Origin of the sequence: Altererythrobacter sp. CAU 1644 (assembly GCF_029623755.1) — a bacterium.
Taxonomy (GTDB): Bacteria; Pseudomonadota; Alphaproteobacteria; order Sphingomonadales; family Sphingomonadaceae; genus Erythrobacter; species Erythrobacter arenosus.
Window position 1 is genome coordinate 550077 of the sequence record NZ_CP121106.1, and the last position, 22105, is coordinate 572181.

Annotated in this window: 20 protein-coding genes; 6 read left to right on the forward strand and 14 right to left on the reverse strand. The window is 64.4% G+C overall.

The genetic code is table 11. The features are described 5' to 3' along the window. The 4 genes from P7228_RS02850 to P7228_RS02865 form a co-directional block, all read right to left on the reverse strand. Positions 1-4188 (reverse strand): translocation/assembly module TamB domain-containing protein, encoded by a 4188-nt coding sequence (locus P7228_RS02850; RefSeq protein WP_278016714.1) that lies wholly within the window; start codon positions 4186-4188, stop codon positions 1-3. Continuing rightward, positions 4188-6314, reverse strand: coding sequence for an autotransporter assembly complex protein TamA (locus tag P7228_RS02855; protein ID WP_278016715.1), 2127 nt, complete (start codon positions 6312-6314; stop codon positions 4188-4190). Before P7228_RS02855 ends, P7228_RS02850 begins: the two co-directional genes overlap by 1 nt. 34 nt (positions 6315-6348) lie before the next feature. Beyond that, positions 6349-7182, reverse strand: coding sequence for an arginyltransferase (locus P7228_RS02860; protein WP_278016716.1), 834 nt, complete (start codon positions 7180-7182; stop codon positions 6349-6351). A gap of 159 nt (positions 7183-7341) precedes the next feature. Further along, complete coding sequence (locus P7228_RS02865) at positions 7342-8595, reverse strand: threonine ammonia-lyase (RefSeq protein ID WP_278016717.1); 1254 nt, start codon at positions 8593-8595, stop codon at positions 7342-7344. Between the two features lie 94 nt (positions 8596-8689). Between P7228_RS02865 and P7228_RS02870 the strand changes: the two genes are divergently transcribed. From P7228_RS02870 to P7228_RS02880, 3 genes are all read left to right on the forward strand, one after another. Then, the gene (locus P7228_RS02870) at positions 8690-9589 is read left to right on the forward strand and encodes an NAD(P)-dependent oxidoreductase (RefSeq protein ID WP_278016718.1); all 900 of its coding nucleotides are present in this window, start codon (positions 8690-8692) and stop codon (positions 9587-9589) included. After that, positions 9589-11247 (forward strand): amidohydrolase, encoded by a 1659-nt coding sequence (locus P7228_RS02875; protein WP_278016719.1) that lies wholly within the window; start codon positions 9589-9591, stop codon positions 11245-11247. The genes P7228_RS02870 and P7228_RS02875 overlap by 1 nt, the downstream gene beginning before the upstream one ends. Before the next feature lie 375 nt (positions 11248-11622). Beyond that, positions 11623-11847: a hypothetical protein gene (locus P7228_RS02880; protein ID WP_278016720.1), complete on the forward strand. Its 225-nt coding sequence runs from the start codon at positions 11623-11625 to the stop codon at positions 11845-11847. 109 nt (positions 11848-11956) lie between these two features. Here P7228_RS02880 and tatC read toward each other — a convergent pair whose 3' ends face one another. The 9 genes from tatC to P7228_RS02925 all read right to left on the reverse strand — a co-directional run bounded on the left by tatC (position 11957) and on the right by P7228_RS02925 (position 19340). Continuing rightward, the gene (gene tatC / locus P7228_RS02885) at positions 11957-12781 is read right to left on the reverse strand and encodes a twin-arginine translocase subunit TatC (protein ID WP_278016721.1); all 825 of its coding nucleotides are present in this window, start codon (positions 12779-12781) and stop codon (positions 11957-11959) included. A 6-nt stretch (positions 12782-12787) separates the two neighbouring features. Then, on the reverse strand, positions 12788-13237 hold the full coding sequence (tatB, locus tag P7228_RS02890) for a Sec-independent protein translocase protein TatB (protein ID WP_278016722.1): 450 nt from the start codon (positions 13235-13237) through the stop codon (positions 12788-12790). Between the two features lie 24 nt (positions 13238-13261). After that, positions 13262-13513 carry a twin-arginine translocase TatA/TatE family subunit gene (tatA, locus tag P7228_RS02895; protein ID WP_278016723.1) on the reverse strand — a complete coding sequence of 84 codons (252 nt, stop codon included), beginning with the start codon at positions 13511-13513 and terminating at the stop codon, positions 13262-13264. 59 nt (positions 13514-13572) lie between these two features. Next, a complete protein-coding gene (gene scpB / locus P7228_RS02900) occupies positions 13573-14253 on the reverse strand; it encodes an SMC-Scp complex subunit ScpB (RefSeq protein ID WP_278016724.1) in 681 nt (226 codons plus the stop codon). After that, a complete protein-coding gene (locus tag P7228_RS02905) occupies positions 14250-15065 on the reverse strand; it encodes a segregation and condensation protein A (RefSeq protein ID WP_278016725.1) in 816 nt (271 codons plus the stop codon). Before P7228_RS02905 ends, scpB begins: the two co-directional genes overlap by 4 nt. Then, complete coding sequence (nagZ, locus tag P7228_RS02910; RefSeq protein ID WP_278016726.1) at positions 15062-16081, reverse strand: beta-N-acetylhexosaminidase; 1020 nt, start codon at positions 16079-16081, stop codon at positions 15062-15064. Before nagZ ends, P7228_RS02905 begins: the two co-directional genes overlap by 4 nt. Positions 16082-16189: 108 nt before the next feature. Beyond that, on the reverse strand, positions 16190-16879 hold the full coding sequence (locus P7228_RS02915; RefSeq protein WP_278016727.1) for an SPOR domain-containing protein: 690 nt from the start codon (positions 16877-16879) through the stop codon (positions 16190-16192). Positions 16880-16881: 2 nt separating this feature from the next. Then, entirely contained in the window at positions 16882-18627 is a 1746-nt protein-coding gene (gene argS / locus P7228_RS02920; RefSeq protein ID WP_278016728.1) for an arginine--tRNA ligase, read from the reverse strand. Between the two features lie 62 nt (positions 18628-18689). Continuing rightward, positions 18690-19340, reverse strand: a complete 651-nt coding sequence (locus P7228_RS02925) for a hypothetical protein (protein ID WP_278016729.1) — start codon at positions 19338-19340, stop codon at positions 18690-18692. A gap of 89 nt (positions 19341-19429) precedes the next feature. Between P7228_RS02925 and ispH the strand changes: the two genes are divergently transcribed. The 3 genes from ispH to rnhA are packed head-to-tail and all read left to right on the forward strand — an operon-like array spanning position 19430 to position 21878. Beyond that, positions 19430-20422, forward strand: coding sequence for a 4-hydroxy-3-methylbut-2-enyl diphosphate reductase (gene ispH / locus P7228_RS02930; protein ID WP_278016730.1), 993 nt, complete (start codon positions 19430-19432; stop codon positions 20420-20422). A 14-nt stretch (positions 20423-20436) separates the two neighbouring features. After that, the gene (gene thrB / locus P7228_RS02935; protein WP_278016731.1) at positions 20437-21417 is read left to right on the forward strand and encodes a homoserine kinase; all 981 of its coding nucleotides are present in this window, start codon (positions 20437-20439) and stop codon (positions 21415-21417) included. A gap of 17 nt (positions 21418-21434) precedes the next feature. Then, positions 21435-21878: a ribonuclease HI gene (gene rnhA, locus P7228_RS02940; protein WP_278017694.1), complete on the forward strand. Its 444-nt coding sequence runs from the start codon at positions 21435-21437 to the stop codon at positions 21876-21878. A 26-nt stretch (positions 21879-21904) separates the two neighbouring features. Here the strand turns inward: rnhA and P7228_RS02945 are convergent, their stop codons facing one another. After that, on the reverse strand, positions 21905-22078 hold the full coding sequence (locus P7228_RS02945; protein WP_278016732.1) for a YegP family protein: 174 nt from the start codon (positions 22076-22078) through the stop codon (positions 21905-21907). Between the last annotated feature and the right edge of the window lie 27 nt (positions 22079-22105).

Genomic DNA, 22105 nt, shown 5'->3' on the forward strand with positions numbered 1-22105 from the left:
TCAATAGTCCTTGCTGACCTCGGCAAGGACATTGTTGCGGCCGATGGTCGAAACGCTTCCCAGCAGCGCAAGCCAGCTGGTGATGCGGAATTCGACCTCGGTCGCACTGTATCCACGGCCATCGGTGATGATCTCGACATAGAACCGCCGGCCGAGGTTCTTGCCAAGCGCGACGCCCGTCCCGCGGTCGAGCGCCGGGTCTGCCCCGACGATGCGCAGCCGATCTAGCCCGATCGAGCTGCGCAGCTGGTTGATCGGATCCATGCCTCCGCCGCCGCGCAGGCTGGCCAGAGCGCTGCCGAGCTGGAGCGCGTCGGTCGCCGAAAGGTTGGTGATCGAGGAGCCGAACAGCAGCCGCGAGAGGATTTCCTCTTCGGGCAGGGCCGGGTTCGAGGCAAAGGTGATCTCGGGCTGCTGGGCATTGCCGGTGACGTTGACGGTAACGCTGAGCCCGTCCTTCTCGGTCTCGGCCTCGATATCGAGGCGCGGATCGATCGGCACGTTCTCGTCGAACTCGATCCTGCCGCGCGTCAGTTCGAACCGAGTGCCGGCAAAGCTGTAGGCGCCGCGGACCACGCGCGCGTTTCCGCCGATACGCGGATCCTCGGTCGTGCCGCGAATGAGCACGTCGGCACCCCATTCGCTGTCGAGGCCCATGCCGTCGACTTCGATGCGGCTGCGCGCGGTGGCGTCGATAAGATAGCGCCATGGTGCTCCCGGTGCGCGCAGCGGGGCGATATCGGGCGGCATGTTGATCTCGCGCACAGTGACATTGGGCAGGCGCGCGTCTTCGGCCGCAGTGCCGAGCGACCAGCTCGCGCGGTCGACCCGCAGGCGCCCGGCGATGGTGCCGCCGTCCCCGTCGGACACGATCCGCAGCGGGCCGGTCACCGTCGCGGACAGCCCGTTGGCATTGAGCAGGCGTGCGTTCTTGGCTGCGGCCTTGAGATCGAGCACCGGTCCGCGACCCGGCGAGAGGTCGGCCAGGTCGACGATCCCGCCGCCCGTGATGGTGCCGCCATTGGGCGCCTTGCCGCGGAAGCTGGTGATCCGCAGGCGGGAGCCGATGAAAGTGCCCTTCGCCTTCACCTCGCGAATGTCGGTGCCCGAAAGCGAGCTCTGGACCCGCAGGTCGTCGCTCGAGAGCGAACCGCGCACGCGCGGCTGCGCCAGCGATCCCGTAACGTCCGCCGCGATGGCCACCGGCCCGGTCAGGTCGAAACCGTCGACCGCTGCAAGGCGCCACAGCGCATCGGCTGCGCCCTGGTAGCGGAGCTGCCCGAAGAGATTGCCCGCCTGCAGCCGGTCGAACAGCGGCCCGCCAGATGGCAGGTCGGTTATCCGTGCCTGGAGCCTGCCGATGCGGCGGCCCTCGTCCTCGATCGCGGCGCGCGCCTCGAGGCGGCTGGCGGTGAGGTTCGCGACCAGCGCAAGGTCGACCGGGCGCGAGGAAAGCACCAGGCCCGAACGGGTGAGATCGTCGATCTTGACCCGCGCCGAGCCGGTGGGCGGGACACCCCCGGTCGAGCGGAACTCGACCACTCCGCTGATCGTACCGCCCAGCCCCAGGTCGGGCACCGGCACGTCGGCGAGCGACAGCGGCATGTTGGCCAGCTTGAGATCAAGCGCCGTCTCGCCGCCGCCGAAAGCGCCTGCCGCAATCACCCGCCCTCTGCCGTAACCGATCTGGGCAGGGGCAAGACGCCACCCGCCACCATCCATCCTGGTCAGGACCGCGCGCCGCGGCATGGTGATCCGCTCGCCCGAGAAGCGACCGCGCATCAGCACCGCAACCTGATCCGGCGTAACGTCGGCATCGACCAACATGTTGAAGCGGCTGCCGCGGCGCCCGGAAAGCGAGGCCACCACATCGCCCTTGCCATTGGTGACATTGGCCCTGGCCTCGAGCCTGCCGACGAACAGATTGCCATAGCTGATACCGCGCCCGGTCATTTGCGCCTGGATCCGGTTATTTCCGTCTACCAGAAGGATATCGGCGTCTATATCTGCCTCACCCAAGGCTATCGCTGTTTCGCCCCCGAACCTCGCATTGCGCGCCGTGAGGTCGACGATGAAACCCTGCCCTCCGCCCCTCGGCGCTAGCGCGATATTGCCATTGAGGCCTCCCCCCGCCAGCGCGAGAGTGCCTCTTGCCCCGCCCTCGGCAAGCGTGAGTTGGCCCGAAACGTCGGTCTTCCAAACCCGCAAGCTGGAGATATCGATGACCGTCGGTCCGTCGGCGGGCGCGACAAGCGCAAGGTTGCCGGCGAAATCGCCCAGCATCGATTGCCCTGCGGTCTCGATTGCAAAGCCGTCACCGCTGGGAGCAAGAGCCACGCGCACGTCCTTCAGCCCGGCCGAAGGTAGCGGATCGGAAAACACCAGCACCGCCTGCGGACCGTCCGCAGCCAGCGCCGCCTCGATGGTGAAGGGGCCGTATTGCGTGTGGCGACCACTTCCAGCCAGCGTGGTGCGGCCCTCCGCCACGCTCCCGTCGAGGCGCAAGGTGAGCTTCTCGGCCTCGAGATCAACGTCGCGGAAAGTCAGCGGATCATTCCCGCCAATCCCGATTCCTCCCTTGAGGCGGATGCGCGGGCCGGCGAGGTTGGCGATGGTCGCGTTACTGACCTCGGTCACCTGCCCGGCGAAGTTGGCGCGCAGGTTCCACGAAGCACCGCCCGCAGTCTTGAAAACGATCTTGGCATTGGCATCGGCCACGCCGATATTTTCGAGCGTGAGGTCGCTCATTTCGACCGGTCCGGCGAGTGCGTAGGCGCCTTGCGCAAGATTGCCGCGCAGCGCCAGCCGCGCCGACAAGCCGGGGAATGCAATCCGCAGATTGTCGCCCAAGAGGCGATCGCCGACCAATTGCAGCGTCCCCTCAAGGCTGCCATCGACCAGCCGCGGGTCGATCCAGTCGCTACCGCTGACTACTCTGCCGACATCGACGTCGAGCGGTACGGTCCAGCGACTGCCATCGTATCGGGCAGTTCCGCTCTGCGCGAGATCGAGCAACTGCGTTTCGCCGGAAACCAGTTCGCCCACCGCCAGTTGATGATCGGCCGACAGGTCGCGGAAAGCGCCGTCGAGCGTGGCGTCGATGCGCGCACCGCTGAGGGCGAGGCCTTCGCCGAACAGTTCCGGATCGAGCAGGCTTGCCTCGACGCGCAGACCGTCAAAGGCATTGTCGGCCAGGTCGATAGCGCCTTCTCCATTGCCGTCCAGCGCCGAAGTGACCAGTTCGAACCGCCCATCGACAACGCTATCCTCGAGAGTCCCTTTCGCCGACAGCGCGACCTTGCTGCCCAACGCACGGCCCAGCAGCCCTTCGAACACGCCCTCGGGTTCTAGCAGGCCGACTATGCCGTATTCGCCCGCGCGATTGGTTATCCGGAAGGCGGCAAAGCGCTCGTCCTGGCGTTGGACCAGCGCGTGGCCCAGCCACCTGCTCCAGGTCCCATCGCCCTCGATGCGTGCGCGATACCCTTCTTCGGCGCCGATCATGCCGGCAATCACGCCGCCCTTGGGTGCACGGTAATCAAGCGCCAGGTCGAAGCGATCGCCGTCGGGCTCGGCATGAAGCAACAGGGCGAGCTTGTCTTCGCGCCCGAGCGTGCCATCGGCATCGAGGTAAACCCTTCCCGCCCTGATATCGGCCTTGGCGGTCATATCTACACGCTGCGCCTCATCATTCACCACGCCGGGCGCGATAGTGAGATTGTCGATCTCCAGCTTGTCCACGCGGATGTCGAAATCGGGCAGTATCGGGGCGTCGGGATCGCCCGGCAGCAGCTCGGGCCAGCGGCTCAGCGTTCCGCGCCTGGCCGACAGTTCGCGCACGTCGAGTCCGCTGGTGAGCCAGGCGAGCGGGCGCCAGTCGAGTTCGACCCGCGGGATGACGAGAAACTCGCCCTTGGGATCGTAAACGACCACGTCGTGCAACACGGCCTCGCCATAGAGGTCGCCGTCGATCCGGCCGACGGTGAAGCGAAGACCCGACGCCGGTGCGACTTGCGCGATCTGGTCGGCAATCAACCGTTTGCCGAACGGCGAGTTGATGGCGATCAACGCCAACACCATGGGCGCCAGCAGTATCGCGAGCGCCCAGCCGATCCGCTTGGCCCAGCGCCGCTTGCGCTTGCGCGGCGGCGTTTCCTCTTGAGGCTCGATGATCTCGACCTCGGCCATCAGAAGGCCTGACCCAGGCTGACGTAGACCGCCACGGGGCTATCGAACATGGGATTGCGGTTGAGCGGCACACCGACATCGACCCGGATCGGACCGAAGCCGGTCTTGTAGCGTACGCCCATGCCGACGCCCCAGCTAATGAAGCGGAAGTCGGGCGTACTGCCGAGCGCCACCGTACCCATGTCGACGAAGGGCACGACCTGCAGCGCACCGTCGAAGAACCCGGTATCGACCCGCGCTTCAAGGGAAGCCTCGACGAGCGAGCGTCCGCCGGTCGGCTCGCCGAAATCATTGCGGGGGCCAACCGCCTGATAGCCGTACCCGCGCACCGATCCCCCGCCACCCGAATAGAGCCGACGGGATGGAGCGATCTCGAAAGTCTCTGCGCCCAGCACGCTGGCATAACGTCCCCGGCCCGCCACCACGATCCCCTCGCCGACAGGCTGGTAGTAGGTCGCGTCGAGCTGGTTGCGCAGGTAGAAAGTCTGGGTACCGAACGCCTGCGACACTTCGGGCGCGACGAAGGCGGTTAGGCGGTAACCCTCGCTCGGATCGAGCAGCGAATCGCTGGTGTCGATCGTGGCACGGCCGAACACTCCGCCGATCAAGTACTCTCGGCGGGGCCGCGGTACGCCGCCGACCACGCGATTGCGTTCGTCGGTCCACAGCACTTCGGCGCCAACCGCCCAACTGAACGGCTTCTGGAACAGCAGGTTCGACAGGCGTTCGAACCCCGTCCGCAGGGCTACCGACCGCGCTTCGACCGCGTCGGTCTCGATATTGCTGGCATAGGCGTCGACCGTGAGAACCTGGTCCCGGCGGCGGAAATTATTGCGCTTGAAGCCGACGCTGGCGAGTTGTTCCCTCGTGCCCGCAATCGCGCGGAACTTGAGCGCTCCCTCGGGCGGGAAGAAATTGCGATGCTCCCAACTGGCCTCGACCTTGAAGCCATCCTCGGTGCCATAGCCAATCGCCCCGGCAATGGTGCGCAGCTTGGCCTTCTGCAATTCGACATCGAGCGCAAGCTCGCCCGGCTCATCGCCCTCGGGTTCCGTAACTGGACGCTGGGTGATCGCGACCGAGGATACCAGTCCGGTGGCGAGGATGGCCCGCCGCAGATCCATCTCGAGGCTGCGCTGGTACACTTCGCCGCGCTCGAACCGGGCGATCGTTTCGAGATGCTTGCCCGGCAGGAACTTGGGCAGGCTGCTCGTCACCTCGCCGAAGTCATACTTGCCGCCGGGTTCGACCAGCATGGTGAGATCGCCCTCTTCGCGGTCATGATCGACCAGTAGGATCGGATCCTCGATCGCGGCGAAGGGATAGCCGGTCTCGCCGAGCGCAACATCGAGATCGCGCCGTTCGTTGACGATCCGATCGCTGTTGAGCGGCTGGCTGCTGACGATGTCGAAAGCCGCGCGCAAATCTTCATAGTCGGGCGCGGCATCGAGCGAACCCAGATCGATCGCGCCGAATACGTACCGCTTGCCGGGGAGGATATCGAAGCGCACCCGCGGTTCGGTCTCCACATCGGTCGCGCCCGGCTCCCGCGCGCCGATGGTGCGGAGCACCTGCGCGTTGTAATAGCCGTAGATCCGCATCAGGCGCTCGAGCAGTTCTTCATCCGCCTCCGCGCGGCGAGCGATCTGCGCGACGCTGGCTTCATCGCCGTCGAGTTCCTCGATGGTCGAAAGCGCCTTGAAGCGGGCAATGAAGTCGGTCCGTTCGGGAAAGCCGTCAGCATCGTCGGGAAAGCCGATGATCAGGCGATCATCGATCCGCACGATGTCCTGGTTGGTGCGCGCCTCGCGATCGGCGCGGCCTTCCTCACCGATTTCCTCGAGCTCGGCGAAAGCCTGGTCCTGCGATTCGCTTTCCGCGTCGGCGATCGGCTCGGGCTCGGGAAGGTCGAGGTCTTCGGGCCATTCGACGGTCAGTCCCGGCATTTCGGCCATCGGCGAATCGGGCTCCAGTACCGGCTCGGCCTCGGGCGCCGAGGCGTCGCCATTTTCGATCGCCCAGTTCTCGGGATCGTCAACCGCACTGTCGGGGATCAGGTCCTCAAGGCGGGCAGGAGCACTACGGTCCTGCGCGGACGCGATGATCGGCGGGCCGCAGGCGAGCAACGCCAGCAGGCTGGAGGTCAGATGTCTTGTGAGCTTATTCGGTCGGAAGGCGGGCAGGCTTGCCGTCCTTGCCCATTGCGCTTGGAACCGGGTTGCGTCGCTTGGTGGCGTCGGCGATGAGTCGATCCTGCTCTGTGCGCGACATCCGGACCCAGCCTTCGCGCGTGAGCCGCTCCAGCGGGCGGAAGCGGACCTTGTACTGCATGCGCTGCGACCCCTCGACCCAATAGCCGAGATAGACATAAGGCAACCCTTCTTCGGCGGCCCGGCGGATGTGATCGAGAATGATGAAATTCCCGAGCCCGGACCTAGCCTCGTGTTGCGGGTCGTAGAAGCTGTAGATCATCGACAACCCGTCGCCCTGGCGGTCGGTAAGGCAGGCGCCGATCAGGCGACCCGGTTCCCCACTGGCCGTTGGCTCCCGATATTCGACGAGGCTGGTCGTTACCGGGGTGTGTTCCACCATGTCGGCATAGTCCATCTCGTCCATCGCTGCCATCCCCCCATCGGGGTGACGAACGCCGAGATACTTCAAAAGTAAGGCGAATTGTTCCTCGGTCGCCCATGGGCGGCACTCGGTGACGATCACGTCCTCGTTGCGCTTGAGGATGCGGCGCTGGGTGGTGGAGGGTTCGAACTCCTCGGCCACGACGCGGACCGAAATGCAAGCCTGGCAATCGATACAACTGGGGCGATAGGCGACCGTCTGGCTGCGACGGAATCCGATCCGGCCGAGCGCCTCGTTGAGCTGGTCCGAATGGGTTCCCTTGAGCTCCGTGAACACCTTCCGTTCACTGCGCCCCGGCAGGTACGGACAGGGCGCAGGGCTCGTCACGAAGAAACGGGGAAAGCGGATCGGAGCAGTCACGTTGGGAACCGGGTCCTTCGTCAGCGGGAATCAGGGCTTTGCGCGTTAAGACGATGTTATGCCTTTTCCCGAGCGCCGGTAAAAGTCCCTTAACCATGAAACATGGTAAATATCGGATTACTTTGCACATTTCCTCGGCGGGAAAGCGCGGATCAGCGGTCAGTTGAGCTCGACCGGGCTTACGGAATAACCCCTGGCCTTGAGCGCTTTAACCAAGGCGTCGAGCTGTTCTCGGTCGCGCGCCTCGCACTCGATATCGGTAATCAGCCCCTTCGCCGGCAGCGAAGTGAAGATGCGTTGGTGATAGATTTCGATAATGTTGACGTGATGCTGGTCGAAGATTTCCATAACCTTGAACAGCGATCCGGGACGGTCCTGTAACGTGATCCGGAGGCGCGCGAGGCGCCCTTGCCGCGCCAGGTCACGCAGCAGCACATTGGCCAGCAAGCGGGTGTCGATATTTCCGCCGCACAGGACCAGGCCGACCTTCTTGCCGGCAAAGCGATCCGGATTGGCGAGCACGGCCGCGAGCCCCGCGGCGCCCGCACCTTCGACCACTGTTTTCTCGATCTGCAGCAAGAGCGAAACGGCGCTCTCGAGGGCCTCTTCGTCGACCAGCACGATATCGTCGACGATTTCGCCGATGATCTTGCTGGTGAACTGGCCGGGCGCCTTGACCGCGATGCCTTCGGCCAGCGTGTCGCCGCCGCAATCGCGCTCCTCGCCCTTCATGTGGGCATACATCGAGGGGAACAACTCGGCCTGGACACCGATCACGTCGACATGGCCCGGATGCGCATGCGCCGCCGTCGCGATGCCCGAGATCAGCCCGCCGCCGCCGATCGGGACCACCAGGCAATCGAGGTCGGGCTTGTCCTCCAGCATCTCGAGCCCGACCGTGCCCTGACCCGCCGCGACCAGCGGGTCGTCGAACGGGTGGACGAAGGTCAACCCCAGTTCCTGCTCCAGCTTGCGCGCGTGCGCATAGGCATCGTCATAAGTCTCGCCCTCGAGAACGACATTGCCGCCGACGCTTTGCGTTTGCATGATCTTCACGGTCGGCGTGGTGCGCGGCATCACGATCGTCACCGGCACGCCCAGGCGCTTGCCGTGATAGGACAGGCCCTGGCTGTGGTTGCCGGCCGATGCCGCGATCACGCCGCGCTGCCTCTGCTCCTCGGTCAGGTGGAGCAGCGCGTTGAGCGCACCGCGCTCCTTGTAGGCAGCGGTGAACTGCTGGTTTTCGAACTTGAGCCAAATCTCGCAGCCGGCAATCTCCGATAAGGTCTTCGACTGCATCATCGGCGTACGCACCACCGCACCTTCGATCCGCTCGGCTGCCGCGCGGATATCGTCGATGGTCAGCGCTTCGCGCGCTGCGGCACTGCTGGCAAAGGCTGGCTTGGCTGTCATGCCCCCGGCGTAAGCGCTCGGTCGGCACAGGGCAACGCGCTTAATCCCGTGAATATGTTTGCAGCGCGACAATTTGTCTTTAACCCCGCGCCCCATGAGCACCACGAAGAACGTCGCTTTCATCGGGCTGGGGGTAATGGGCGGGCCGATGACCGGCCATCTCGCGCGGGCCGGCCATCGGGTCACCGCTTACAATCGCAGCGCCGACCGCGTCGCCAGGTGGCGCGAGAAGTGGCAGGATGAAGGATTGGACGTCTCGTTCGCCGTGACGCCTGCCGCAGCGGCGAAGGACGCCGAGATCGTGTTCACCTGCGTGGGCAATGACGAAGACCTGCGGGCGGTTACGCTTGGCGAGGACGGGGTCATGGCTGAGATTGCGGCCGAGGCCTTGCTGGTGGATCACACCACGGTGTCCGCCAATATGGCGCGCGAACTCGCCGCAGCTGGGAGCGAGCGCGGGGTCGAGGTCGTCGACGCGCCGGTATCCGGAGGTCAGGCCGGAGCCGAGAATGGCAGGCTCGCCATCATGTGCGGCGGGACTGCATCAGCGGTCTCCCGGGCGAGGCCCATCATGGAATGCTATGGCACCCGCATAGTCCATGTTGGCGGCGCCGGTGCCGGCCAGACCGCAAAGATGGCCAACCAGTTTTGCATCGCCGGCGTATTGGGCGGGCTTTCCGAAGCCATCCGGCTGGCGCAGGCTGCCGGCCTCGACATGGACAAGACGCTCGAGGCTATCTCGGGCGGAGCGGCGCAGAGCTGGCAGATGGAAAACCGGTGGCAGACCATGGTCGCGGACGAATTCGATTTCGGTTTCGCGATCGACTGGATGCGCAAGGATCTCGGCTATGCGCTGGACGAAGCCAGGCGCCTCAGGCTCTCGGCGCCGGTTTCGGCACTGGTCGATCAGTTCTATGCAGAGATTCAGGCGGCAGGCGGCGGCAGGCACGATACCAGTGCGCTGATCAGCCGACTGCCCAAGGGAGGAAATTGATGAAGTACCTTTTCGCCGCGTTCGCAGGCACGGTCTGTGCATTGGGCGCGACCCCCGCCCTGGCCGATACCCTGATCGACAATGTCGACGGGATCACCGTGAACGAGGACGGCAATGTCGAGCGGTTCAACGCGATCGTCATCGCCGAAGACGGCCGTGTCCGAGAGGTGCTGTCGCGCAAGAGCGACAAGCCCAAGGACATCGACTACCGCGTCGATGGCCAGGGCCGCGTCATGTTGCCCGGCTTCGTCGATGCTCACGCGCATGTCATGAGCATCGGGATCGCGGCGATGACGCTCGACCTTGCGGAAACCAATTCGCTCGCTGAAGCGCTCGCGGCGATCAAGGCGTTCGCCGATGCCAACCCGGGCAGACCGTGGATTCTTGGGCGCGGTTGGAACCAGGAGAAGTGGGGGCTCGGACGCTTTCCTACCGCGGCGGAGATCGATGCAGTCGTCCCGGATCGACCCGTCTGGCTCGGCCGGATCGACGGGCACGCCGCCTGGGCCAATAGCGAAGCGATGAAGCGAGCGGGCGTCACTGCCGCGAGCGAGAGTCCCGCAGGCGGTCGCATCATCCGCAAACCCGGCTCGCGCGAGCCCGAGGGTGTCTTCGTCGATGCGGCGGAACAACTGGTCAGCAAGGTCGTCCCCGCGCCGCGCCCGGAAGACCTCGACGTCGCCTTGCGCAAGGCGCAAGAAATCCTCTTTGCCGATGGCGTGACTGCCGCAGCCGACATGGGAACGACGATCCAGGACTGGCAGACCTTTCGCCGCGCTGGAGACGTCGGTGCGCTCAAACTGCGGATCATGGCCTATGCCGATTCGGTGGGATCGATGGAATTGATCGCGGGGCCGGAACCAACTCCGTGGCTTTATCAGGACCGCCTGCGACTCAACGGCATCAAGCTCTACATGGATGGGGCGCTCGGATCTCGCGGGGCCCTTCTCAAACAGCCCTATCACGACGAAGGTACGCACAAGGGTTTGCCGCTCGTCAGCCCTGCCCAACTGCGCAACCTGATGAGCCGCGCCGCCAGCGATGGCTTCCAGGCCGCGATCCACGCGATCGGCGATGAGGCCAATGCACAGGTTCTCGCCGCGATCGAGGAACTGTCGGAAGCCTATGCCGGCGATCGTCGCTGGCGCATCGAGCATGCCCAGATTGTCGATCCACAGGACATCGCGCGTTTCGGCCGGCATGGCATTATCGCCTCAATGCAGCCGGTCCATCAGACCTCGGATCGGGTCATGGCTGAAGCGAGGCTGGGACCTGACCGGCTCGGTGGCGCCTATGCGTGGCGTTCCATTGCAGCGGTCGGCTCGCCCCTGGCTTTCGGCTCGGATGCCCCGGTCGAGCTGACCGATGTCTTCGCGGGCTATGCCGCAGCCATCAGTCGGACTGACGCGGCCGGCGAACCCTTCGGCGGCTGGCTCCCACAGGAAGCGGTGTCGCGCGAAGCGGCGCTCGCCGCCTTCACCTATGGCGGCGCCTACGCAGGCTTTGCCGAGGGCAGGTTTGGCCGCCTGGTTGCGGGCGAGCGGGCCGACTTCATCCTGGTCGATACCGACCCGCTGCTCGCGACCCCGGCAGAACTGCGCCAAACCCGCGTGTTCGAAACGTGGATCGGAGGGGAGAGAGTCTACCAGGCCCGATAGGACCTGGGGAATAAACGCTTTGGCTCGATTGCAGTGCAATTAACCGCAGATTAGGAATATTCTGCGATTTCGCCGCAGAACCAGTGGTATAGCCACTACAAAGAAGGTCGTTACGGTCCCAATCCCGGCGTTGCCGCGAGCCAGTTCTACGGCGGTTCGCGCTACTCGGCGGGGAAGAAGGATCGGGGATTAATTCTGAGGTCGCAAACAATTGTCGCGGCAATAATGCCACACAATTGTATAAAGTATTCAATTTGGTCGGTTTTCGAGAGGGTTTTCACGTTCCGACCAAGAGAATGGGGCTTGTCACGCTTGGCAGCCTCGCTTAGTGAAGACACGAATTTGAACTAAAGAGCTCAATTAGGAGACGAATCGATGAAGTTCCGTACCATGCTTGCCGCTACCGCGGCTCTTTCGCTTGCTGCAACGCCGGCTATCGCAGAAGCTGCGTTCGATCGGGCTGCTGCTCCGGTCGAAGGTGAGAGCGAGCTCGGTGCCGGCGGCTCGGGCACGATCATTGCGATCGTTGCTGCTGCTGCCATCATCGCTGGCATCATCATCGCTGCCGATGGCGACGATGACGATCCCGTCAGCGCCTAATCGATAGCTTCATCGAATAAGATTACGGGGCCCCGTTCGGGGCCCCGTTTTTTATTTGGGCTTCGGGTGCTGCGCGAGCGACGAGTTCGTCCGCCTCAAGAGACCCTGATTAGCCGGGCTGGTCCTGGCTGGCCGCCTCGGCTTCCATCGGTTCCGCAGCTTCCTCCTGCTTGGCCGTCGCGGATTTGCGTTCCTGGAACCGCATCAACAGCAGCGAGCCCTCGAACAGCAGCAGCAGCGGGATCGCCAGAATGACCTGCGACCCGGGGTCGGGAGGCGTTACCACCGCCGCGAGCGCGACCACGCCGACCACCACATAGCGGCGCGCCGCGGAAAGCTGCGCCCGCGTGACGATCCCCGCCCGGTTGAGCAGGAGCAGCAAGACCGGCAGCAGGAAACTGATCCCGAAAGCTAGGATAAACTGCATCACCAGCCCGAGGTAATCCCCGGCAGATGGCAGGGCCTCGATCGCCAGCCCGCCGGCCTCGCCCTGGAAACCCAGGAACCAGCGAAAAGCCGTCGGCATCACGACAAAATAGGCCAGCGCCGCTCCTGCGGTGAAGAGCACCGGCGTTGCGATCAGGAACGGCAGGAAAGCCTTCTTTTCGCGCGCGTAGAGGCCGGGCGCAACGAAGGCCCACAACTGGTTGGCGATGATCGGGAAACTCACGAAGAAACCCGCGAACAGCGCCACCTTCAGCTCGACGAAGAAGACCTCGTACAGCTTGGTGAAGATCAGTTGCCCTTCCCCCGCAGGGAAGGCAGCCTTCAGCGGCTGGATGAGGAAGCCGAGGATCGGGTCGGCGTAGTAGAGGCAGATCCCGAACCCGATCAGGAGCGCCAGGATGCTGCGCATCAGGCGCGTGCGCAATTCGACGAGGTGGTCGAGCAGCGGCGCCTGCGTGTCGTCGATATCGCTGAGCTTGAAGGCCATCGCGGATCAGCTCTTCGGCGCCGAGGTGCCGAGCGGGAGTTCCGGTTCGCTGTCGCCCTTTGCGTTCGACCCGGCCTTGCTGGCAGGCGCAGGGTCGTCGGTATCAGGATCGTGCTCGATGCTTGGCAGCCGGCTTTCTGCGCTTGCTGCCTGCGCGTCGCCCTCGACGGGAGGTCCCGTCATCGCGGGCTCATCGGCAGGCAGGCCGGTGCCATCTGCGGCAGGGGTCCGAGCCATGATCTGCTCGTTCTGCGCCTTCCACTTCTTCTCCATGTCCTCGAGCTCGGCTTCGCGGATCATGGCGTCGATGCCGGTTCGGAAATGCGAGGACACCCGGCGGACCTTGCCGATCCAGCGCCCCGCGGTGCGCAGCGCCATGGGCATGTCCTTCGGACCGATGACGAGCACCGCCACGATCACGATGACCAGTAATTCGCTTGCGCCGATATCGAACATGTCTTCCCGCGACGCTCCGCCGCGTCAGTTGGCGCTATCGCCCCGATCGGACGGGACCGGCTCCTTGGCGGCTTCGGTGGCCGGCTTCGCTTCATGCGCGGGACCCTCGATCCGTGGCGACGGCTGGCCGGGCTTCTCGTCGCCTTCGTTCATGCCCTTCTTGAAGCTGTTAATGCCTTTGCCGAAATCGCCCATCATCTCGGAAATGCGGCCACGGCCGAACAACACGAGGATGACGATCGCGATGATGATAAGTTGCCAGGGACCAAGACTCATGGGTGTTCTCTCTAAGGATCAGTAGAACCAATATAGGCTCGGCGCGGGGCAAGCGCCAGTCAGGCGGAGGATTCGACGGAAATATCGTCCCAATCACTGTCGCCTGCAGCCTCTTCCATGTGGTCCAGATCGTCCTCGACCTCTTCTTCGGTCTCGTCCGAGTCGGCTTCGGCGGGCTCCATCGCCGCCTCGAACGCATCATCGACCGGGTCGAGCAAACCGGCAGCGCGCAGTTCGTCGATTCCGGGCAGGTCGCGCCGGCTCGAGAGGCCGAAGTGTTCGAGGAACTCGGGCGTGGTCGCGTAGATCACCGGGCGACCTGGTACCTCGCGGCGCCCGGCCAGCTTGATCCACCCAGCCTCCATCAGCACGTCGAGCGTACCCTTGGCGGTCTGAACCCCACGGATCGACTCGATCTCCGCGCGGCTGACGGGCTCGTGATAGGCAACGATCGCCAAGACCTCGGTCGCTGCGCGGCTGAGCCGGCGAACCTGCTCACGTTCCTTGCGCAGCAGGTGAGCGAGATCGGGTGCGGTCTCGAAATGCCAGCGCTTGCCCCGCTCGACCAGTTGCACCCCGCGCCTGTCGTAGTGATCGGCCAATTCGCGCAACCCTTCGCGCACGGCTGAGTTCTCAAGCCCGCCGAGATGGCTCGCCAGCGCTTCGACGCTCATCGGTTCTTCCGAGGCGAAGAGGGTCGCCTCGAGCGCACGGACGATCTCGTCAGGAGCCTCGCTCATTGAACAATCCTCCGAATCCGCATGGCACCGAAGATTTCCTCCTGATCGATTTCCGCCTTGCCCATGCGCGCAAGCTCGAGCGCCGCCACGAAGCTCGATGCGAGCGCCGATCGCCGCAAGCGCGGTTCGGCATGCGGCGGCAGGAAATCGCGCAGGTCCATCCAGTCGAGCGTTACGCCGAGCATGGCCGAGACCCGGTCGATCGCGCTATCGAGCGTCATCACCGGGCGGTCGAACACATGGTAGATGCGCGGTGCGGTGCGCGCCTTGACCTGCCCATAGGCCTGGATCAGCGAATAGCTGTCGCACTTCCACTGCGTCTTGCGATCGATCCGCAGACCTTCCGGGGCAGCGCGCAGGAACACGTCGCGACCGATGCGGTCGCGCGCCATCAGTCGGGCGGCCGCCTCGCGCATGGCGCCGAGCCGCTGGAGCCGCAATTGCAGCCGCAGCGCGAGTTCTTCGGGGCTCGGGTCCTCCTGCTCTTCCTTCGGCAACAGCAGCGCGGACTTGAGGTAGGCCAGCCATGCCGCCATCACGAGATAGTCGGCAGCCAGTTCAAGCCGCAGCGCCTCGGCCCGCTCGATATAGGTCAGATATTGGTCGACCAGAGCGAGGATCGAGATCTGCCGCAGGTCAACCTTCTGCCGCCGCGCGAGATCGAGCAGCAGATCGAGCGGCCCTTCCCACCCGTCCAGTTCGAGATAGAGTGCGCTATCGTCTGATCGTTCATTGGCCGGGGCGATCCAGGCTTCGTCCGCCCCTTCGAGGGCTGGCGCGTCGAACATGAGGCCGTCCTCGGTCACGCTCATGCCGCCTCTCCCGTCAGCGCCAGCAGGGCGTCGCGCTTGGCCAGTAGCTCTGCCTTGTCGCCCCCCTCGCTACGGATCTCGGTCCCCGCCAGCGCGCGATCAAGCCGATCTGCGGCAGCGTCGGAAATCCGGGGAAGCACCTTGGCGATACCCAGCTGGTCATCCATCTTCGCCCAGCAATTCAACACCACGTCGCAACCGGCCGCGATCGCGCGTTCGGCGCGTTCAGGGACAGAGCCGTCGAGCGCCTCCATGTCGATATCGTCGGTCAGCAGCAATCCGTCGAACCCGATCCGCCCGCGAATGATCTCGGCAATGATGCGCGGCGACAGCGTAGCCGGATTATCCGCATCCCATGCGGTGAACAGCAGGTGTCCGGTCATCCCGATCGGTGCGTCTCTTAGTGCCCGAAAGGGCGCAAGGTCGATCTCGAGCTCTTCCTCGCTCGCCGTGACGCGTGGCATCTCCTTGTGGCTGTCGCACATGCTGCGGCCGTGCCCCGGCATATGCTTGATGCACCCCGCCACTCCGCCGCGCGCGAGGCCGTCGAGGATTGCGCGACCGATGGCCGCGATCTGCTGCGGATCGCTGCCTAGTGCACGGTCGCCGATCACGTCATGCGCGCCCTCCTGCCGGACATCGAGCGGCGGATGATAGTCGACCGTGATACCCATCTCGCCAAGCTCGAGCGCCATGGCATGCGCATTCACCCGCGCCGCCTCGATCGCGCTGGCCGGGGCAAGGCGATAGAGGTGGTCGAAGGCCTCGCCGCTGGGAAAATCGCTCCAGTGCGGCGGGCGCAACCGGGCCACCCTGCCGCCTTCCTGATCAATCGAGACCAGCAGGCGCGGGCGGCCGTGGATCTCGCGCAGGGTGTCGGTCAGGCGGCGCAATTGCTCACGATCGATGCAATTGCGCGCAAACAGGATATAGCCTGCTGGGTCGGCCTCATTGAAGAAGGCACGCTCGTCCGCCGTAAGCTCAGGCCCGGCGACCCCGAAAATGGCAGGCGTCATAGGGGAAAGATTCGCTCCACGAGGCGAAAAGGCAAGTTTTCCTAGGGTTAACGCGGGGGAAAACGGCGCAAATCCGCGCCGTTTCGGCTCATTTTGCCAATCGGTGACCTACCGCTTGACCTGGCAGGCCACGCCGTCCGTCTTGAGCCGCGAACACAGGGCGCGGGCGGCGGCCAGGTCGCCCGCGACCGCCTGGAGGCGATAGACCGTGCCGATATCCGCTTCACCCTTCACCACCCTGTGGCTGACCCCCTGAAGCGCCTCGGTCTGGCGCTGGAGCGTCACCCAGCCTTCTTCGGCGCGCGCTTTCGAACCATAGGCGCCGACCTGGACCCCAACACCGCTGGGCACCGGTTTGGCCTCGATCTTGTCCTTGGTCGTGCGAACGGCAATCGAAGGCCCAGTTGCCTCAGGCGACGGAGTCGGCGCCGCCTTGATTTCCTTGAGCTTGCCTTCGCGGACCTTGCCCTCGCCTACGCCGGGGGCGACATTGCCCGTGCCGGCAAACTGCTTACCGCCGGCATCAGCAGGCTTCTCCTTATAGGGCTGGTCAGGTGCCTCGATCGTGCTGCCATCGGCCACCCTCGCAACGTCTCCATCGCGACTGGTGAACCACCAGACCCCGCCAATGATTGCTGCCAGCAAGGCAAGGAGCACGACCGCGAAGCCGATGATACGGGCAGTGTCGACACCGCCAGCGTCCTCATATTCGTCTGCCTCGAGCCAGGGCAGGCTTTCGTCCTCGCCCAGTGCCAGTTCAGCGTGTGCGCCGGTTCCCTCGGAGGCCGGAGCCATCATCGTCACATCTCCTCGACAGCTTCCACGCCCAGAATACGTAAGCCGTTCCGAATAACTTGCCCTAACTGGAGCCCGAGGAAAAGACGTGCGCCGGATAAATCACCATCCTGTGCCACGATGAAGCGCTTGTCGGGGCGGTCGTTGCCCAGGTTCCAGTAGGCGTGGAATGCTCCTGCCAGTTCATAGAGATAGAACGCGATCCGGTGCGGTTCCCGTGCTTTGGCAGCGGCTTCCACCTCGCGCGGAAACTGCGCCGCAAGCTTGACCAGTGCCAGTTCCTCGTCGCCCAGCAGGTCGAGATGATCGGCCGACGGTGCGAAACCCTCGGCAGCCCCCTTGCGCAGGGTGGAGCTGATCCGGGCGTGTGCATATTGCACGTAAAAGACGGGATTGTCCTTCGATGCCTCGACGACCTTGGCGAAGTCGAAATCCATCTGCGCTTCGGGCTTGCGGGTTAGCATGGTGAACCGCACGACGTCCTTGCCCACCTCGCGTACGACGTCGGCCAGCGTGACGAAGGTCCCTGCCCGCTTGGACATCTTGACCGGTTCGCCGCCGCGCAGCAGCTGCACCATCTGCACAAGCTTGACGTCGAAGGGGATCTGACGTCCGGCACCCTTGGTCAGCGCGGCGACCGCCGCCTTGATCCGCTTGACCGTGCCGGCGTGGTCTGCGCCCCAGATATCGATCAGCGCATCGGCCTCGGCGGCCTTCTGGAAGTGATAGGCGAGATCAGCACCGAAATAGGTCCAGCTCCCGTCGGACTTCCTGATCGGGCGATCCTGATCGTCACCGAATTGCGTGGAGCGGAACAGGGGCAGTTCAACCGGCTCCCAATCCTCGGGAGTCTTGCCCTTCGGCGCCTCGAGAATGCCATCATAGACAAGGTCATGCTGCCGCAGCCACGCCTCTGCCTCGTCAGGCTTGCCGGCTGCATGCAGCGCCGCCTCCGAAGAGAACAGGTCATGGTGGATGCCGAGCAGCGCAAGGTCCGCCTTGATCAGTTCCATCATCTGAGCGACCGCCTCCGCGCGGAAGATGGCAAGCCATTCCGCTTCGGGTGCTGCGGCATATTTTTCGCCGAATTCGCTGGCGAGATGCTGGCCGACAGGCACCAGATAGTCGCCCGGGTAGAGGCCTTCGGGGATTTCACCGATATCTTCGCCTAGCGCCTCGCGGTAGCGAAGGTGTGCCGATCGGGCCAGGACATCGACCTGCCCACCAGCATCGTTGATGTAATATTCGCGCGTGACCTCGTGCCCGGCATGTTCGAGCAGGCTGGCAAGCGCATCCCCGACAACCGCACCGCGGCAGTGCCCCATGTGCATTGGCCCGGTCGGGTTGGCGCTGACATATTCGACATTGACGCGTGAACCGGCGCCGATGGTCGAGCGGCCGTAGTCGTCGCCCCTTGCGGCGATCGCATTGAGTTCGGCGAGCCAAGCCTGCGCATCGAGTCGCAAGTTGATGAAGCCGGGCCCCGCTATCTCGGCGCTCGTAACCGAGGCGTCTGCCTCGAGCTTCTCGACGATTTTGCCTGCCAGTTCGCGCGGATTGGTCCCGGCCGCCTTCGCCAGCACCATGGCGGCATTGGTCGCCAGATCGCCATGCGCAGGATCGCGCGGCGGTTCGACCGTCACATTGCCGCGCGGCGTATCGGGCGGCAGCGCACCCTCCGCTTCCAATGCGGCAAGCACGGCATCCATTTTCGCGCCGAAGGCAGCGTAGAGAGTTTCGGTATTCGACATAGGCGCGCGCCTAGCCGAATTGCGCAGAATCGCAAGCTTGGAAGGCTGTCTGACCTGCCGAATCAGCGGGTCGCGTTATAGGCCAGCTGCTGCTCGGTCAGCTGGAAGCCTACCAGCAGCTCGAACGAAACGCGGCGCACGGCGGCGCGCACTTCGGGATCTGCCAGCGGATCGAGCGCGGCATCGATATCGCCCGCGCGGCGTTTGCGCGTGATCCGCTCGCGAACATCCGCAGGAAGGGTCGCCTCGGCCCGGTCGATGAAGGCACCGGCCTGCGCGCTCGCTTGTGCCCGCTCCTGCCCGTCGGCAAAATTGAGCGTCACAGTGCCCAGTCGCTTGCTCTGCACCGCCGACCCGCCGCGCAGGACAGTCGCGAAATAGGGCAGTGTCACCTGGCGCGCGCCGCGCGTATCGGTACGGCGGGCGAGGACGTCGAAGGTCGCGTTGGCATAGACGCGCTCGCCGCTCTCGTCGCAGGTGTGGCGCAGGTTGGTGATCGAAGCAGCAACGTCGAGATTGGCCGCGCTCCGATCGCCCGCAGTGCGGAAGGTGGTGACGTCCCCGGTGTAGTCCGGAATGCCCACGGCGGGGCAGGATGACAGAATCGCGCGAATCCCGACGCCCTGGTCGACGACCAGTTCGCCCTCTTTGGAACAGCCGGCCAGCGCTGCGGCCAAGGCAACGGCAGTAAGGATGCGATTGCGGGGGATCATGTGTTGTCGGTCCTTCGAAATTCTTCGCGTGCTTCGCTTGCGTTTGCACGCCCTAGCGGCGCGCGCCGCAAAGCGCTAGAGGGCGGCGCATGAACGCTCCCTTGCAGTCGAGAGAAACCGGGGACATCTCAGACGAGATGACCAAGAAGCCCAGCCTGACCCTGCTGATCGCCGCCCCGCGCGGCTTCTGCGCGGGGGTCGACCGCGCGATCGAGATCGTCGAGAAGTCGCTCGAGCGCTATGGCGCACCGGTCTACGTCCGTCACGAAATCGTGCACAACAAGTTCGTGGTCGACGCGCTGAAAGCGAAAGGCGCGGTATTCGTCGAGGAGCTTGATGAAGTCCCCGATGATGCTCCGGTAGTCTTCAGCGCGCACGGTGTACCGAAATCGGTTCCGGCCGAGGCTCAGCGACGCCAGATGATCTATGTCGATGCGACCTGTCCGCTGGTGAGCAAGGTGCATCGCCAGGCAGAACGGCAGATCGAAAAGGGCCAGCACATCATCTTCATCGGCCATGCCGGCCATCCCGAGGTGATCGGCACCATGGGCCAGGTCGAGGACGGCCAGATCACGCTGGTCGAGACCATCGAGGATGTGCAGCAACTGCCGTTCACGACCGAAGACAGCCTGTCCTACCTCACCCAGACGACGCTGTCGGTCGATGACACCGCCGAAGTGATCGAGGCGCTTACGGAGCGCTATCCCCAGATCGTCGGACCCAAGGCCGAGGACATCTGCTATGCGACCTCCAATCGGCAGGCAGCGGTAAAGCGGATCGCGCCGGCGAGTGACCTGGTGCTGGTGATCGGCGCGCCCAATTCCTCCAACTCGCTCCGCCTCGTTGAAGTGGCCGAGCGCATGGGCACCAGTGCCAAGCTGATCCAGCGCGCATCAGACATCGATCCCAGCTGGCTCGACGGCGTCGGCACCATCGGCCTCACCGCCGGTGCATCGGCACCCGAAATGCTCGTGCGCGAGGTCGTTGCGCGGCTCAACGAATGGCGCGACGTTGAGGAAAGAACCCTCGTCGCGGCCGAAGAGAAGATGGTGTTCAAGCTGCCGCGCCAGCTTGTCGACTAAGGCGGGCGCTGGGCGTGGCTGTCTATACCCATCTCGGCGCAGAAGATCTGGCGCAGCTGATCGCGCATTACGAGGTTGGCAGCCTCATTTCGGCCAAGGGGATTGCCGAAGGCGTCTCGAACTCCAATTGGCTGGTGGAGACCAGTGGCCCCGATGGAAAGGGCGCACGCTATATTCTGACGATGTACGAACGGCGCATCGAAACGAGCGACCTACCCTTCTTCCTCGGCCTGCTCGACCACCTGGCGGCGAAGGGCTGCCCCGTCCCGCGCACGATCCACGACCGCAGCGGCGCCTATTACCGCATGATCGGGGACAAGGCAGTTGCGCTGATCGAATTCCTCCCAGGCGTTTCGGTCGACAGACCAACCGTCGGGCAGGCACGTGCGGTCGGCCGCGCCCTGGCGCAAATGCATCTGGCTTCCCAGGACTTCGCCATGAGCCGCGCCAACGGCCTCGATATTTCGATGTCGCACCGCACCCTCGAGCATTGCGGCGAAGCTGCGCTGTCGGGGATTGACTCCGAACTGCCGACCTACATCGATCGCGCCGCGCAATTGCGCGATCTTTGGCCGGTGGACCTGCCCAGGGCGATCTGTCACACCGACCTGTTCCCCGACAACGTGCTAATGCTCGGCGACCGCGTCAGCGCCCTGATCGACTTCTATTTCGCCGCCGAGGATTCGATGGCCTACGATCTGGCCGTGACCCACGCGTCGTGGTGCTTCGAGGACGGCGGCCATCGCTACTTGCCGGATGTCGGGCAAGCGCTGGTCGCGGGATATGAGGAGACTCGCCCGCTCGAGCCTTCGGAGCGCGAGCAATTGCCGCTGCTGGCGCAGGGCGCCTGCCTGCGCTTCGTTGCCAGCCGGGCCGAAGATTGGCTCAATACACCCGCCGATGCCCTGGTGACGCGCAAGGATCCGATGGACTTCGCGCGGCGCCTGCAATTCTATGCCGATGCCGGATCGGGCGCTTTCGAGAGGCCGCGATGATCGGGCAACTGCGTGCGATGAAGCAGGTCGAGATTTTCACCGATGGGGCCTGCAAGGGCAATCCCGGCCCCGGCGGGTGGGGGGTGCTCCTGCGCATGGGGCGCCATGAAAAGGAAATGTCGGGTAGCGAGGTCGACACCACCAACAACCGGATGGAGATGACGGCTGTCATCCGCGGGCTCAACGCCCTGATCGAGCCATGCTCGGTCGATCTCTATTCTGACAGCAAATACGTGATCGACGGCATCACCAAGTGGGTCGAAGGCTGGAAGAAGCGTGGCTGGGTCAACGCCAGCAAGAAGCCGGTCAAGAATGCCGATCTATGGCACGAATTGATCGACGCCGTGGGACGTCACGACGTCACCTGGCACTGGGTCAGGGGACACAATGGCCATCCCGAAAACGAGCGGGTCGACCAACTTGCTAGTGAGGCAGCGGAGAGGATCGGCGCGGCGAAGTAGCCGCAGCGCCGATCCTTCACTCGACTTTACTCTTCGACCGTTTCGGCGCCCGGGCCGTTTTTCTGGACGGAGGCAATGGCGTTCTTGGCGCTGGCCTTGGACTTGTAGCCCTCGGTCCAGAAGATCGGTTCCTTGTTGTACATGAAGTAAGCGACGTATTCGCCCTTCTTGTTCTGCTTGATCTTGAAGTGGTGCGCCATTCAGTCCTCCCTTTGTGGTGGCCTCTT

Coding starts and splice junctions, on each gene's coding strand:
- P7228_RS02850 (WP_278016714.1), bottom strand. CDS start 4,188: ATGGCCGAGGTCGAGATCATCGAGCCTCAAGAGGAAACGCCGCCGCGC.
- P7228_RS02865 (WP_278016717.1), bottom strand. CDS start 8,595: ATGACAGCCAAGCCAGCCTTTGCCAGCAGTGCCGCAGCGCGCGAAGCG.
- P7228_RS02870 (WP_278016718.1), top strand. CDS start 8,690: ATGAGCACCACGAAGAACGTCGCTTTCATCGGGCTGGGGGTAATGGGC.
- P7228_RS02875 (WP_278016719.1), top strand. CDS start 9,589: ATGAAGTACCTTTTCGCCGCGTTCGCAGGCACGGTCTGTGCATTGGGC.
- P7228_RS02880 (WP_278016720.1), top strand. CDS start 11,623: ATGAAGTTCCGTACCATGCTTGCCGCTACCGCGGCTCTTTCGCTTGCT.
- tatC (WP_278016721.1), bottom strand. CDS start 12,781: ATGGCCTTCAAGCTCAGCGATATCGACGACACGCAGGCGCCGCTGCTC.
- tatB (WP_278016722.1), bottom strand. CDS start 13,237: ATGTTCGATATCGGCGCAAGCGAATTACTGGTCATCGTGATCGTGGCG.
- tatA (WP_278016723.1), bottom strand. CDS start 13,513: ATGAGTCTTGGTCCCTGGCAACTTATCATCATCGCGATCGTCATCCTC.
- scpB (WP_278016724.1), bottom strand. CDS start 14,253: ATGAGCGAGGCTCCTGACGAGATCGTCCGTGCGCTCGAGGCGACCCTC.
- P7228_RS02905 (WP_278016725.1), bottom strand. CDS start 15,065: ATGAGCGTGACCGAGGACGGCCTCATGTTCGACGCGCCAGCCCTCGAA.
- nagZ (WP_278016726.1), bottom strand. CDS start 16,081: ATGACGCCTGCCATTTTCGGGGTCGCCGGGCCTGAGCTTACGGCGGAC.
- P7228_RS02915 (WP_278016727.1), bottom strand. CDS start 16,879: ATGATGGCTCCGGCCTCCGAGGGAACCGGCGCACACGCTGAACTGGCA.
- argS (WP_278016728.1), bottom strand. CDS start 18,627: ATGTCGAATACCGAAACTCTCTACGCTGCCTTCGGCGCGAAAATGGAT.
- P7228_RS02925 (WP_278016729.1), bottom strand. CDS start 19,340: ATGATCCCCCGCAATCGCATCCTTACTGCCGTTGCCTTGGCCGCAGCG.
- ispH (WP_278016730.1), top strand. CDS start 19,430: ATGAACGCTCCCTTGCAGTCGAGAGAAACCGGGGACATCTCAGACGAG.
- rnhA (WP_278017694.1), top strand. CDS start 21,435: ATGAAGCAGGTCGAGATTTTCACCGATGGGGCCTGCAAGGGCAATCCC.
- P7228_RS02945 (WP_278016732.1), bottom strand. CDS start 22,078: ATGGCGCACCACTTCAAGATCAAGCAGAACAAGAAGGGCGAATACGTC.